Below are 12,630 nucleotides of genomic sequence, written 5' to 3'. Positions count from 1 at the left end.
AAGGAGTGTTTCATGCCGCGTAATCTTCCAACCCTGAGAAATCTGTTCCGGAGTGTTTTGCTTTTGTCCGTACTCACCGCAGTGAGCGCCCAAGCGGCGGAAAAAATCGACCTGATCATCGACACCGACCCAGGTGCCGACGATGTAGTGGCCTTGCTGTTTGCCATGGCCTCCCCGGAGGAGTTGAACATTCGGGCGCTGACCACCGTCGCCGGCAATGTGCGCCTGGACAAGACCTCGCGTAACGCGCGCCTGGCTCGTGAGTGGGCAGGGCGAGAGGACATCCCGGTGTACGCGGGCGCGCCGAAACCGCTGCTGCGCACGCCGATCTACGCCGAAAATATCCATGGCAAGGAAGGCATCTCCGGTGTCGCCGTACATGAGCCGAAAAAGGCCCTGGCCGAAGGCAATGCCGTTGATTACCTGATCAAGACCCTGAGCACCGCCAAGCCGCACAGCATCACCATCGCCATGCTTGGCCCGCAGACCAACCTGGCGTTGGCGCTGACCCAGGCGCCAGAGATCACCCAGGGCATCAAGGAAGTGGTGGTGATGGGCGGCGCGCACTTCAACGGCGGCAATATCACGCCGGTGGCCGAGTTCAACCTGTTCGCCGACCCGGTCGCGGCCGAGATTGTGCTCAAGAGTGGCGTCAAGCTGACCTATCTGCCGTTGGACGTGACCCACAAGGTGCTGACCAGTGAAGCGCGCCTGAAGAAGATCGCCGACATCAACAACAACGCGAGCAAAGTCGTCGGCGATATTCTCAATGAATACGTCAAAGGCGATATGGAGCACTACGGCATTCCTGGCGGCCCGGTGCATGACGCCACAGTCATCGCGTATCTGCTCAAGCCTTCGTTGTTCAGCGGGCGTCAGGCCAATATGGTGGTGGACAGCCGCGAAGGGCCGACCTTTGGCCAGACCATCGTCGATTGGTATGACGGCCTGAAGCAGGAAAAGAATGTGTTCTGGGTTGAGAATGGCGACGCCCAGGGCTTTTTCGATCTGTTGACCGAGCGCCTGGCGCGCCTGAAGTAAGGTGATTGCCGGTCGGCGCTCGCCGGCCGGTGCTTAATCGCGCCCGGGGTTGTGTGCGCCCATGTGATCGGCCGGGTATTTCTCGAAAACCTGGCCAATGAACGCTTGCGCGGCCTGGGTGCCCAACTCCTTGACCAGCAGGTCGATACCGATGATCGCCAATTCTTCCGGGCTTCCGGGGCTGTAGGAACTCTGCCCTTGGGGCCACTTGGCTTTGATGTCGGCTTGGAGCGTTACGGTGGTCATGGGTGTCTCACGAGCTGGAAGTACGGGGTGATGCGCTGAAACGCGGTTCTTACGTCGGCAGTTAAGCATTTTGTACGGCGTTTGGCACTGCTACTTACGCATGAGGTATTTCGAAATGAGGCAAGCAGTGTGCGACACTGTCAGCCTGTTTTAATGACCGGGGAACACCGCGTGCAGATCGACTTGAACAACCCCGAGAACCTGACACTGGCCGCCGTGCGCCAACTGCTTGCCAGTGCCAGTGACGATGAACACACTCAATTGCGAGTCACCAGGGCAGGTATTGCCTACATCTCCTCCGGCAAGGCCGTCGGCGGCGTCGATATCGATGGGTTGCTGTTTCGCCTGGAAACCTGGGCCAAGGGCTCCGGTTACGTCGGAAACGTGGCCGCCAGCGATGAGGTCTGGGTCACACAGATTTTCAATGCCTTGAAACAGAACTGGCCTAAGCCACCGTTTGACTACATCGACATTTACTGAATTCGTTCATATCTGGTGACGATTGATCGGGCGAATGCCTGCCCTGAGTCAGGCAGACTTGCCAGCAGGCGATTTACGTCTTGAAACCAATCCGCCTGATCGCTGTCGCACGATCTCTGTCCATTTTTTATCATAGGAGGCTTCATGCCTTGGAAGCTCGCATCATTCGGTACTTTGTTGGCGGCACTCGCGTTGGCGGGTTGCAGCACCCCGGGTACCTCTGAGCCAGCCAAAGATGCCGCCGTGACCGATGCCGGTCATAGCCGCTGTGAGGCGAAGGCCGCCGAGTTCACGATCGGCCAGAAAGCCTCGCCCCAGTTGCTGGAGCAAGCGCGTACCCGTGCCGGTGCGCAGAACGCCCGAATTCTCAAGCCTAACGATATGATCACCCTGGAATACCGCTCCGACCGCCTTAACCTCAACACCGACGACAACCTGGTGATCACCCGGGTCAATTGCGGCTGATAGCCACAGGCTTTTGCAGCGCCCATAAAAAACCCCGTCACATGGACGGGGTTTTTTTAGCTCAGCGGAGAATTACTCGCCGCGAACCTGTGCAGCTTGCATACCCTTTTGGCCTTTCTCAGCCACGAAGGAAACGGTTTGGCCTTCTTTCAGGCTTTTGAAACCGTCGCTTTCGATAGCTTTGAAGTGTACGAACAGGTCGTCACCGCCACCTTGAGGAGTGATGAAGCCGAAGCCTTTTTCATCGTTGAACCATTTAACGGTGCCGGTTTGGCGATTAGACATGGTGTATCTCCAAGAAACATATATTTTCAGTAGTGCTGTGCTGCTCAGGCCAACTGGGCACACAGGGCTATCATAGTCGAAATGTTCGGCTTGGGAGCCCCCCCAAGGCACTGTTTGCTAATCAATAGCCCCGGGTTTAGTCCTTCGGTTGGCTGAAAGCCCCGATCTACGGGGCTTTCGCACGAAATATCAGCTGGTAAAAAAAGCCGTAAAAGCTGCGTATTTTGTGCGAAATGGCAGTTTTAAGAGGGCTTTTACCGAAAAACTGCCATCCGAATTGCAGCGATTCTTACTTTTTCTTCACGACTTTGCAGGACGAAATAGCCGAGACTGCTTTGTTTTTAAGCGCCTGGCTCGCGTTCTGGTTGGTCATGAGTTCCTTGATTTCCGCGGTGCTCAATTCAGCATTGATCTTGTCGGCGCCGCATTCGCAGTGATCTTTGGCGGTTTTGATGTCCACGTTCTGGCTGGCGGCTGAGCTGCAGTCTTTGACGAATGCGTCCCTGGCGCCCGCAGGCCAGTTCGAAGGGGCGGCGGCCTGTGCGCCGAGGGAGAGAAGGGTAAGGGATGCTGCAAGCGCGAAGGTCGAGGAAAAACGCATCATTAAATGCTCCTAAAGTCGTGAGGACGAATGGCGATTCTCGGCGGATTTGACGGGGGACGTACAGCTCAAGTTCACTTTTGCGGCTATAAAAGCGGGAATTTGTTATTGGCTGTGGCGCCGTGGGCGCGATGACCGTTCATCTGTGCTAGCATCGTGTGCTTGGCTATTTCCGGGCGCGCCAAATGCCGCCTTGCCATGTTTCTTTTTCGTCCACTCCAGTCACTCTGGTTCGATCACCGGTTGGCCGAAAGGCTCCTGCCGCTGTAAGGCAGGCGTTCATCACTGAACGGCCTGGTATTGGATCTTGTACTGGCTCATCCCAACCCACGTGACCTTTGGTAGGGGTCACCACTAGGAGAGGAGGCGCCATGCCAACTATTACTCTTCCCGATGGCAGTCAACGTTCATTCGATCATTCGGTTTCCGTAGCCGAGGTCGCCGCATCCATTGGTGCTGGCTTGGCCAAGGCCACCGTGGCCGGCAAGGTCGACGGCAAGCTGGTTGACGCCAGCGACCTGATCACCGCCGATGCCAGCCTGCAAATCATCACGCCCAAGGATCAAGAGGGGCTGGAGATCATTCGCCACTCTTGCGCACACCTGATTGGCCACGCGGTCAAGCAGCTGTACCCGACGGCGAAAATGGTGATCGGCCCGGTCATCGACGATGGCTTCTATTACGACATCGCCTACGAGCGTCCTTTTACTCCGGACGATCTGGCCGCAATCGAACAGCGCATGCACGCGCTGATCGAAAAAGATTACGACGTGATCAAGAAAGTCACGCCGCGCGCCGAAGTGATCGACGTGTTCACTGCCCGTGGCGAAGACTACAAGCTGCGTCTGGTGGAAGACATGCCGGACGAGCAGGCCATGGGCCTGTACTACCACGAAGAATACGTCGACATGTGCCGTGGCCCGCACGTGCCGAACACGCGTTTCCTCAAATCGTTCAAGTTGACCAAACTGTCCGGTGCCTACTGGCGCGGCGACGCGAAGAACGAGCAACTGCAGCGGATCTACGGCACGGCCTGGGCTGACAAGAAGCAGCTGGCCGCCTACGTCCAGCGCATCGAAGAAGCCGAGAAGCGCGACCACCGCAAGATCGGCAAGCGCCTGAACCTGTTCCACCTCCAGGAAGAAGCGCCGGGCATGGTGTTCTGGCACCCGAACGGCTGGACCCTGTATCAGGTGCTCGAGCAGTACATGCGCAAGGTTCAGCGCGAAAACGGCTACCTGGAGATCAAGACTCCTCAGGTTGTTGACCGCAGCCTGTGGGAGAAATCCGGGCACTGGGCCAACTACGCCGACAACATGTTCACTACCCAGTCGGAAAACCGCGACTACGCCATCAAGCCGATGAACTGCCCTTGCCACGTGCAGGTGTTCAACCAAGGCCTGAAGAGCTACCGCGAGTTGCCGATGCGCCTGGCCGAGTTCGGTGCCTGCCACCGTAACGAGCCGTCGGGTGCGCTGCACGGCATCATGCGCGTGCGCGGCTTCACTCAGGACGACGCCCACATCTTCTGCACCGAAGAGCAGATGCAGGCCGAATCCGCTGCGTTCATCAAGCTGACCATGGACGTTTATCGCGATTTCGGCTTTACCGAAGTCGAAATGAAGCTGTCCACTCGTCCGGAAAAACGCGTCGGTTCCGATGAATTGTGGGATCGCGCCGAAGCCGCACTGGCGGCTGCGCTAGACAGCGCGGGCCTTGCGTATGATCTGCAGCCGGGTGAGGGCGCCTTCTACGGTCCGAAAATCGAGTTTTCGCTGAAAGATTGTCTTGGTCGTGTCTGGCAATGTGGTACTTTGCAGCTCGATTTTAACCTGCCGATCCGTCTGGGAGCCGAATACGTCTCCGAAGACAACAGCCGTAAACACCCGGTTATGCTGCACCGGGCGATCCTCGGCTCGTTCGAACGGTTCGTCGGTATCCTGATCGAGCACTACGAGGGCGCATTCCCCGCGTGGTTGGCTCCGACCCAGGCAGTGATCATGAATATCACTGATAAACAGGCCGATTTTGCTGCTGAAGTTGAAAAAACTCTCAACGAAAGCGGATTTCGTGCCAAGTCCGACTTGAGAAATGAAAAGATCGGCTTTAAAATCCGCGAGCATACTTTGCTCAAGGTTCCCTATCTTTTGGTTATCGGAGATCGGGAAGTCGAGATGCAGACTGTCGCTGTGCGTACTCGTGAAGGTGCTGACCTGGGCTCGATGCCCGTCGCCCAGTTCGCTGAGTTCCTCGCGCAAGCGGTTTCCCGGCGTGGTCGCCCAGATTCGGAGTAATTATTATTAAGCGTGAAATGAGACAAGATAAACGAGCTGCACCGAAAGCCCCGATCAACGAGAATATCTCGGCACGCGAGGTTCGGTTAATTGGCGCTGACGGCGAGCAGATTGGCATCGTCTCGATTGATGAAGCGCTTCGTATCGCTGAAGAGTCCAAACTGGACCTGGTGGAAATTTCCGCCGACGCAGTCCCACCTGTTTGCCGGGTGATGGACTACGGCAAGTCGATCTTCGAAAAGAAGAAGCAGATTGCTGCGGCGAAGAAGAACCAGAAGCAGATTCAAGTAAAAGAAATCAAGTTTCGTCCAGGGACGGAGGAAGGGGATTACCAGGTAAAACTGCGCAACCTGGTACGTTTCCTGAGTGATGGGGACAGGGCCAAGGTATCCTTGCGATTCCGCGGCCGTGAGATGGCCCACCAGGAGCTGGGGATGGAACTCCTCAAGCGGGTTGAAGCTGACCTGCTCGAGTACGGTTCGGTCGAACAGCATCCTAAGATGGAAGGACGCCAACTGATCATGGTCATCGCCCCGAAAAAGAAGAAGTAATCAATAGGGCACGGCAGGCCTTCTGATTATGTTTATCAACTGAATGCGGAGTATCCGAACATGCCAAAGATGAAGACTAAAAGTGGTGCTGCTAAGCGGTTTCTGAAAACTGCTAACGGTATCAAGCACAAGCACGCTTTCAAGAGCCACATCCTGACCAAAATGTCGACCAAGCGTAAGCGTCAACTGCGCGGTAGCAGCTTGCTGCATCCGTCTGACGTGGCAAAAGTCGAGCGCATGCTGCGCCTTCGTTAATTTTTGGATCAAGAATAGAGGAAGTAACTCATGGCTCGTGTAAAGCGTGGCGTCATTGCCCGTAAACGTCACAAAAAAATTCTGAAACTTGCTAAAGGCTACTACGGCGCGCGTTCACGCGTATTCCGTGTCGCCAAGCAAGCGGTAATCAAGGCAGGCCAATACGCCTACCGTGACCGTCGTCAGAAAAAACGTCAGTTCCGCGCTCTGTGGATCGCTCGTATCAACGCTGGTGCTCGTGTTAACGGTCTGTCCTACAGCCGTTTCATCGCTGGCCTGAAAAAAGCGTCCATCGAGATCGACCGTAAGGTTCTGGCTGATCTGGCAGTGAACGAAAAAGCGGCGTTTGCTGCGATTGTCGAGAAAGCTAAAGCCACCTTGGCTTAAGTACCCCCGACAGTCACCCTGGGCTACTCCTGTGGCCCAAGGTGTTAAACGTCATAAATAGGGGAAGAGCCTTCAAGCTCTTCCCCTATTTTGTATCTGGAGTCTGTACATGGAAAACCTGGACGCGCTCGTCGCTCAAGCTCTTGAGGCTGTGCAAAGCGCTGAAGATATCAATGCCCTGGAGCAAATCCGGGTTCACTACCTTGGTAAAAAGGGTGAATTGACTCAGGTGATGAAGACCCTGGGAAATTTGCCGGCTGAAGAGCGTCCGCAAGTCGGTGCGCTGATCAACGTCGCCAAGGAGCGTGTCACAGAGGTTCTCAATGCGCGCAAGGCGTCGCTCGAGGAGGCCGAACTTTCGGCCAAGCTCGCCGCCGAGTCCATTGACGTAACCTTGCCTGGCCGTGGCCAGGCCTCGGGCGGTCTGCATCCGATCACCCGGACTCTGGAACGTATCGAGCAGTTCTTCACCCATATCGGCTACGGCATCGCCGAAGGCCCTGAGGTCGAAGACGACTATCACAACTTCGAGGCGCTCAACATCCCAGGCCATCACCCGGCCCGGTCGATGCACGACACCTTCTATTTCAACGCGAACATGTTGTTGCGCACCCATACCTCGCCGGTACAGGTCCGCACCATGGAAGCGAACAAGCCGCCGATCCGCATCGTCTGCCCAGGCCGTGTGTACCGCAGCGACTCCGATATTACCCACTCGCCGATGTTCCACCAGGTCGAAGGCCTGCTGGTCGATCGCGATATCAATTTCGCCGACCTCAAAGGCACCATCGAAGAGTTCCTGCGGGTGTTCTTCGAGAAAGAGCTGGCGGTGCGTTTCCGTCCATCGTTCTTCCCGTTCACCGAGCCTTCCGCCGAAGTCGACATGGAATGCGTGATGTGCAGCGGTAAAGGCTGCCGCGTCTGCAAGCAGACCGGCTGGCTGGAAGTGATGGGCTGCGGCATGGTTCACCCCAACGTGCTGCGCATGTCCGGGATCGACCCGGAAGAGTTCTCGGGCTTTGCCTTCGGCATGGGCGTTGAGCGTCTGGCCATGCTGCGTTACGGCGTGAACGACTTGCGTCTGTTCTTCGACAACGACTTGCGGTTCCTCGCGCAATTTCGCTAGTCGTAACGAATCTTTAGGAGAGCAGGATGAAATTCAGTGAACAATGGCTGCGTGGCTGGGTAAGCCCGCAGGTAAGCCGCGACGAGCTGGTTGCTCGTCTGTCGATGGCCGGTCTTGAGGTCGATAGCGTTACTCCGGCCGCCGGCGTATTCAGCGGTGTGGTCGTGGGTGAGGTGCTGAGCACCGAGCAGCACCCCGATGCCGACAAATTGCGTGTGTGTCAGGTCAGCAATGGCGCGCAGACGTTCCAGGTCGTGTGCGGAGCGCCTAACGTGCGCCCGGGCCTGAAGATCCCGTTCGCCATGATCGGCGCCGAACTGCCGGGCGACTTCAAGATCAAGAAAGCCAAGCTGCGTGGCGTTGAGTCCAACGGCATGCTGTGCTCCCAGGCGGAACTGCAGGTGGGCGAGGGCAATGATGGCCTGATGGAGCTGCCGGCCGACGCGCCCGTGGGCCAGGACATTCGTGTCTACCTGGAACTGGAAGACGCCAGCATCGAGGTCGACCTGACCCCGAACCGCGGCGACTGCCTGTCCCTGGCGGGCCTGGCGCGTGAAGTAGGCGCGCTGTACGACGCGCCCGTCACCCGGCCGGTGGTTGCCGCAGTTGCTGCGGTGCATGATGAAGTGCGCTCGATCGAAGTACTGGCACCCAACGCGTGCCCGCGTTACCTGGGGCGTGTGATCCGCAACGTCGACCTGTCCAAACCAACGCCGCTGTGGATGGTTGAGCGCCTGCGTCGCGCTGACGTGCGCAGCATCGACGCCGCCGTCGATATCACCAACTATGTGATGATTGAACTCGGCCAGCCGTTGCACGCGTTCGATCTCGCCGAAATCAATGGCGGCATCCGTGTGCGGATGGCGGAAGAAGGCGAGAAGCTGGTTCTGCTCGACGGCCAGGAAGTCAGCCTGCGTGCCGACACCCTGGTGATCGCCGACCATTCCCGCGCCCTGGCGATTGCCGGTGTGATGGGTGGCGAACACAGCGGTGTGTCCGCAACCACGCGTGACATCTTTCTTGAGAGCGCATTCTTCGACCAGATCGCCATCGCCGGCAAGGCCCGTTCCTACGGCCTGCACACCGATGCGTCGCACCGTTACGAGCGTGGCGTGGACTGGAAACTGGCGCGTGAAGCCATGGAGCGCGCCACTGGCCTGCTGCTGGAAATCACCGGTGGCGAAGCGGGCCCGATCACTGAAACCGTCAGCGAACAATACCTGCCGTCGATTGCACCGATCACCCTGCGCGCCAAAAGCGTTGAGCAAATGCTCGGCCTGGTGATCGAGCCAGCGGAAATCGAGCGTCTGCTTTCGGCCCTCGGCCTGGGCATTGCCGCCGGTGAAGCCGGACAGTGGCGCGTTGAGGTGCCAAGCCATCGCTTCGATATCAGCCTCGAAGTCGACCTGATCGAAGAACTGGCCCGTCTCTACGGCTACAACCGTCTGCCGGTTCGCTACCCGCAAGCGCGCCTGGCGCCGCAACCCAAGGCCGAAGCGCGCGCGCACCTGCCTGAGCTGCGCCGTCTGCTGGTTGCCCGTGGCTATCAGGAAGCGGTGACCTACAGCTTCATCGATCCTAAGCAGTTCGAACTGTTCAACCCAGGCGTCGAGCCGCTGTTGTTGGCCAACCCGATCTCCAACGACATGGCCGCCATGCGTTCGTCGTTGTGGCCAGGCCTGGTGAAGGCACTTTCCCACAACCTGAACCGCCAGCAAGACCGCGTGCGTATGTTCGAAAGCGGCCTGCGTTTCGTCGGCCAGCTGGATGGCTTGAAGCAAGAGCCGATGCTTGCCGGTGTTGTTTGCGGTAGCCGCTTGCCGGAAGGCTGGGCCCAAGGCCGTGATGCAGTGGACTTCTTCGACGTTAAAGCGGACGTGGAAGCCGTATTGGGGTTTGCCGGAGCACTGAACGACTTCTCGTTCGTGCCAGGCAGCCACCCAGCGTTGCACCCGGGCCAGACTGCGCGCATCGAGCGCGAAGGTCGACTGGTGGGCTTCGTCGGTGCCCTTCACCCGGAACTGTCGAAAACCCTCGGTCTCGACCGTCCGGTCTTCGTTTTTGAACTGGTCCTGGCCGAAGTCGCTTTGGGCAAGATGCCGAAATTCAGCGAGCTGTCGCGCTTCCCGGAAGTGCGTCGCGACCTGGCGCTGATCGCCGATCGTGAAGTGTCCGCCACGGCCGTTCTGGATGTCATCCGTGAAAATGCAGGCGAATGGCTGACGGACCTCAGGCTATTTGACGTCTATCAGGGTAAAGGCATTGATCCGCATAGAAAAAGCCTTGCAGTTGGCTTGACCTGGCAGCATCCATCGCGCACTCTTAATGACGATGAGGTGAATACCACGACACAAAATATCCTCACCTCGCTCGAACAAAGGTTGAACGCCACGTTAAGGAAGTGACGTATGGGGGCTTTGACGAAAGCTGAGATGGCGGAACGTCTGTACGAAGAGTTGGGTCTGAACAAACGCGAGGCCAAGGAATTGGTCGAGTTGTTCTTTGAAGAAATCAGACACGCTCTGGAAGACAACGAACAGGTCAAATTGTCCGGTTTCGGCAATTTTGACCTGCGAGACAAACGCCAGCGGCCTGGCCGCAATCCAAAAACGGGAGAAGAAATCCCGATCACGGCTCGCCGTGTGGTCACCTTTCGTCCAGGGCAGAAGTTGAAGGCCCGAGTTGAGGCTTATGCTGGAACCAAGTCATAACGACGAGCTACCCGTCATCCCAGGCAAACGCTACTTCACCATCGGTGAAGTCAGCGAGCTCTGTGCGGTAAAACCGCATGTGCTGCGCTATTGGGAGCAGGAGTTTCCTCAACTCAACCCCGTCAAACGCACCGGGAACCGTCGGTATTATCAGCGCCAGGATGTGCTGATGATCCGACAGATCCGTGCATTGCTGTACGACCAGGGGTTCACCATCAGCGGCGCGCGCCAGCGCATGTCCGGTGATGAAGCCAAAGACGACACCACCCAATACAAGCAACTGATCCGCCAAATGATCTCCGAACTCGAAGATGTGCTGGTGGTTCTGAAAAAATGATTCAGGCTTTTAAAATACTTCCACATTTCAAAAGCTTGCGGTATATTCCTGATCGCTTCATTGCGAAGCGAACCCAGTAACACGCCTAGTCGGGGCGTAGCGCAGTCCGGTAGCGCACTAGCATGGGGTGCTAGGGGTCGAGTGTTCGAATCACTCCGTCCCGACCATATATTTCAATGACTTAGCCCAATCTGAAAAGGTTGGGCTTTTTCATGTCTCAAAAAATACTCCCACATTTACTCCCACGGATATCTTGGATCTCGGTAGATATGCCACTTGAGAGGCGTTCGACTCTCGTTTCCCCAGGCAGCTCGTATCAGTGCAAGAGCCTGAAGGCGCGAAGTTGCTTGTTAAAGGGTTGCCGATTTGGAGAGTCTGCGAGGCAAGCTTCGGGCGAAGGCGATAAATAGTGCGGAGTTCTCTGTTGCTGGTGAGGTGGGTCGGGCATTCGCTCAGACTCCGGTAGAGTCATCGGATATCACATGGTGCCAGCGGCGGAGTTCGTATTTTTGGCGGCATGAACTTCCTGATGATGGAAAAAAAACGAGTTATGCCCCCATTTTTTCCCCCATTCGCACCGGGTGTTGGGAGCGATCGCGAATGGCGATTTATGACAGAGACCAGGACGGATTCGGATGGCTTTGGGTGTACCTCCATCGCAGATTGGACTATTTGGCCTCGATATTCGGTTGATGAAGGCAGAGAGGGTGGCGGGTTTGAACGCTGCTTTTCAGGGTACACCTAAGATGATGTTCACTGATAGCATGTGGCCACTGACTAATCAGCGCTGATTTTCACATTCAATTTGGTGAATGCAATGGCCGATGCTACAGGGAAGTACTTAGACGTCTATCAAAGCTGGCAGCAACACCTCTTCAATTTCAACTTGGCAATCCGGGAAACCAATACGCCAGGCTTGCGTAAGCCTCAGCTTGCCGCCCTCTACGCTTCACTGGGCCACTTAGTGATGTCTCCGGCCACGACCGCAACGATCGTGATGCCAACGGGTACCGGCAAGACTGATACCATGTTGGGTTTGCTTATCGCAGGGCGGTTGGCAAGGACATTGGTGCTAGTCCCGTCAGATGCCTTGCGCTCCCAACTTGTCGAAAAATGCCTCGGGCTGAAAAAACTTCGGGAGATCGGTGCTGTTTCTGCCACTGCACTTAACCCTGTGGTGAGAGCGATCGGCTCAGGAATGTCGGCTGAAGATGTACAACAACTTGCCGAGGCGAATGTAATTGTCGCTACCCCGCAAGCGTTGCAGCGATTCGACACAGAGGCCCTCCAAGCCTTGGCTGAGCTCTGCAGCCACCTGATCATCGATGAAACGCATCATGTGGCCGCCATGACGTGGGGCAGGGTGAAGACCGCGTTCAAAGAAAAGCCCTGCCTGCAGTTCACTGCTACGCCTTTCAGGGAGGACAACCAGCCTCTTGAAGGCAAAATTATCTACAACTACCCGTTGAAGGATGCGCAGATCGATGGCTACTTCAAGTCGATCGAATTTCACCCAGTGCGCGAATACAACCTCGAGTTGGCTGACCAAGTGGTTGCTGATAAGGCGGTAGAGTTGTTGCGAGGCGATCGAGAGCAAGGCTTTAACCACCTACTGATGGTACGTGCACGATCGCAAAAACGTGCTGAAGCCCTGTTTGAACTCTACAAAAAGCATGAAGACCTCTCACCCATTCTCATCCACAGCAAGGTGCCGAATCGGGTCAAGCGTAAGCGTCCAGCCGCCCCACCTTTACTCAGGTTGAGGCGCGAGGGGTAATAGCTCATCGATCCGGCTGTTGGGCCAGCTGGGTAGTTTTTCCAGCGTATCCTTGAGCCAAGCGGCGGGTTCGA

At 56.8% G+C, this 12,630-nt stretch carries 16 protein-coding genes and 1 tRNA gene; 13 read left to right on the top strand and 4 right to left on the bottom strand.

Annotation, left to right across the window (positions count from 1 at the left end; translation table 11 throughout):
* The first annotated feature begins 12 nt into the window (after positions 1-12).
* Positions 13-1,041, top strand: coding sequence for a nucleoside hydrolase (locus TU80_RS25405; RefSeq protein WP_057005672.1), 1,029 nt, complete (start codon positions 13-15; stop codon positions 1,039-1,041).
* 33 nt (positions 1,042-1,074) lie between these two features.
* On the opposite strand, the gene TU80_RS25400 is transcribed toward TU80_RS25405, so the two are convergent.
* A complete protein-coding gene (locus TU80_RS25400; protein ID WP_017847671.1) occupies positions 1,075-1,287 on the bottom strand; it encodes a hypothetical protein in 213 nt (70 codons plus the stop codon).
* 171 nt (positions 1,288-1,458) lie between these two features.
* On the opposite strand from TU80_RS25400, the gene TU80_RS25395 reads away from it, so the two are divergent.
* Together TU80_RS25395 and TU80_RS25390 are read left to right on the top strand one after the other, a co-directional pair.
* A complete protein-coding gene (locus TU80_RS25395; RefSeq protein WP_026140116.1) occupies positions 1,459-1,767 on the top strand; it encodes a hypothetical protein in 309 nt (102 codons plus the stop codon).
* A gap of 144 nt (positions 1,768-1,911) precedes the next feature.
* Positions 1,912-2,232, top strand: a complete 321-nt coding sequence (locus TU80_RS25390) for an I78 family peptidase inhibitor (RefSeq protein ID WP_017847669.1) — start codon at positions 1,912-1,914, stop codon at positions 2,230-2,232.
* Positions 2,233-2,304: 72 nt separating this feature from the next.
* Here the strand turns inward: TU80_RS25390 and TU80_RS25385 are convergent, their stop codons facing one another.
* Positions 2,305-2,517: a cold-shock protein gene (locus TU80_RS25385; protein WP_003234260.1), complete on the bottom strand. Its 213-nt coding sequence runs from the start codon at positions 2,515-2,517 to the stop codon at positions 2,305-2,307.
* 289 nt (positions 2,518-2,806) lie between these two features.
* Positions 2,807-3,121: a hypothetical protein gene (locus tag TU80_RS25380; RefSeq protein ID WP_082107723.1), complete on the bottom strand. Its 315-nt coding sequence runs from the start codon at positions 3,119-3,121 to the stop codon at positions 2,807-2,809.
* Between the two features lie 368 nt (positions 3,122-3,489).
* On the opposite strand from TU80_RS25380, the gene thrS reads away from it, so the two are divergent.
* The 10 genes from thrS (at position 3,490) to TU80_RS25330 (ending at position 12,556) form a co-directional block, all read left to right on the top strand.
* Positions 3,490-5,412, top strand: a complete 1,923-nt coding sequence (gene thrS / locus TU80_RS25375) for a threonine--tRNA ligase (protein WP_017847667.1) — start codon at positions 3,490-3,492, stop codon at positions 5,410-5,412.
* Positions 5,412-5,963, top strand: a complete 552-nt coding sequence (gene infC, locus TU80_RS25370) for a translation initiation factor IF-3 (RefSeq protein ID WP_169850653.1) — start codon at positions 5,412-5,414, stop codon at positions 5,961-5,963. The genes thrS and infC overlap by 1 nt, the downstream gene beginning before the upstream one ends.
* A 60-nt stretch (positions 5,964-6,023) precedes the next feature.
* Positions 6,024-6,218 (top strand): 50S ribosomal protein L35, encoded by a 195-nt coding sequence (rpmI, locus tag TU80_RS25365; protein WP_002553160.1) that lies wholly within the window; start codon positions 6,024-6,026, stop codon positions 6,216-6,218.
* Positions 6,219-6,248: 30 nt separating this feature from the next.
* The gene (gene rplT / locus TU80_RS25360; RefSeq protein WP_002553161.1) at positions 6,249-6,605 is read left to right on the top strand and encodes a 50S ribosomal protein L20; all 357 of its coding nucleotides are present in this window, start codon (positions 6,249-6,251) and stop codon (positions 6,603-6,605) included.
* A 109-nt stretch (positions 6,606-6,714) separates the two neighbouring features.
* Positions 6,715-7,731 carry a phenylalanine--tRNA ligase subunit alpha gene (gene pheS, locus TU80_RS25355; protein ID WP_017847666.1) on the top strand — a complete coding sequence of 339 codons (1,017 nt, stop codon included), beginning with the start codon at positions 6,715-6,717 and terminating at the stop codon, positions 7,729-7,731.
* A 26-nt stretch (positions 7,732-7,757) separates the two neighbouring features.
* Complete coding sequence (gene pheT / locus TU80_RS25350) at positions 7,758-10,136, top strand: phenylalanine--tRNA ligase subunit beta (protein WP_017847665.1); 2,379 nt, start codon at positions 7,758-7,760, stop codon at positions 10,134-10,136.
* Between the two features lie 3 nt (positions 10,137-10,139).
* Positions 10,140-10,442, top strand: coding sequence for an integration host factor subunit alpha (gene ihfA / locus TU80_RS25345; RefSeq protein ID WP_002553164.1), 303 nt, complete (start codon positions 10,140-10,142; stop codon positions 10,440-10,442).
* The gene (locus tag TU80_RS25340) at positions 10,423-10,779 is read left to right on the top strand and encodes a MerR family transcriptional regulator (RefSeq protein ID WP_003174972.1); all 357 of its coding nucleotides are present in this window, start codon (positions 10,423-10,425) and stop codon (positions 10,777-10,779) included. The genes ihfA and TU80_RS25340 overlap by 20 nt, the downstream gene beginning before the upstream one ends.
* 90 nt (positions 10,780-10,869) lie before the next feature.
* A tRNA-Pro gene (locus TU80_RS25335) sits at positions 10,870-10,946 on the top strand.
* Between the two features lie 650 nt (positions 10,947-11,596).
* A complete protein-coding gene (locus TU80_RS25330) occupies positions 11,597-12,556 on the top strand; it encodes a DEAD/DEAH box helicase (protein ID WP_057005671.1) in 960 nt (319 codons plus the stop codon).
* Here the strand turns inward: TU80_RS25330 and TU80_RS32055 are convergent.
* A partial coding sequence (locus tag TU80_RS32055; RefSeq protein ID WP_156422915.1) for a transposase domain-containing protein occupies positions 12,530-12,630 on the bottom strand: 101 nt, incomplete at its 5' end. The genes TU80_RS25330 and TU80_RS32055 overlap by 27 nt on opposite strands.

It is taken from the genome of Pseudomonas veronii, from assembly GCF_001439695.1.
In the GTDB taxonomy this organism is placed as follows: domain Bacteria; phylum Pseudomonadota; class Gammaproteobacteria; order Pseudomonadales; family Pseudomonadaceae; genus Aquipseudomonas; species Aquipseudomonas veronii.
Note: the sequence above shows the minus strand (reverse complement) of the source record. Positions and strands in the feature narration are given on the sequence as shown.

Coding starts and splice junctions, on each gene's coding strand:
- TU80_RS25405 (WP_057005672.1), top strand. CDS start 13: ATGCCGCGTAATCTTCCAACCCTGAGAAATCTGTTCCGGAGTGTTTTG.
- TU80_RS25400 (WP_017847671.1), bottom strand. CDS start 1,287: ATGACCACCGTAACGCTCCAAGCCGACATCAAAGCCAAGTGGCCCCAA.
- TU80_RS25390 (WP_017847669.1), top strand. CDS start 1,912: ATGCCTTGGAAGCTCGCATCATTCGGTACTTTGTTGGCGGCACTCGCG.
- TU80_RS25385 (WP_003234260.1), bottom strand. CDS start 2,517: ATGTCTAATCGCCAAACCGGCACCGTTAAATGGTTCAACGATGAAAAA.
- TU80_RS25380 (WP_082107723.1), bottom strand. CDS start 3,121: ATGATGCGTTTTTCCTCGACCTTCGCGCTTGCAGCATCCCTTACCCTT.
- thrS (WP_017847667.1), top strand. CDS start 3,490: ATGCCAACTATTACTCTTCCCGATGGCAGTCAACGTTCATTCGATCAT.
- rpmI (WP_002553160.1), top strand. CDS start 6,024: ATGCCAAAGATGAAGACTAAAAGTGGTGCTGCTAAGCGGTTTCTGAAA.
- rplT (WP_002553161.1), top strand. CDS start 6,249: ATGGCTCGTGTAAAGCGTGGCGTCATTGCCCGTAAACGTCACAAAAAA.
- pheS (WP_017847666.1), top strand. CDS start 6,715: ATGGAAAACCTGGACGCGCTCGTCGCTCAAGCTCTTGAGGCTGTGCAA.
- pheT (WP_017847665.1), top strand. CDS start 7,758: ATGAAATTCAGTGAACAATGGCTGCGTGGCTGGGTAAGCCCGCAGGTA.
- ihfA (WP_002553164.1), top strand. CDS start 10,140: ATGGGGGCTTTGACGAAAGCTGAGATGGCGGAACGTCTGTACGAAGAG.
- TU80_RS25340 (WP_003174972.1), top strand. CDS start 10,423: ATGCTGGAACCAAGTCATAACGACGAGCTACCCGTCATCCCAGGCAAA.
- TU80_RS25330 (WP_057005671.1), top strand. CDS start 11,597: ATGGCCGATGCTACAGGGAAGTACTTAGACGTCTATCAAAGCTGGCAG.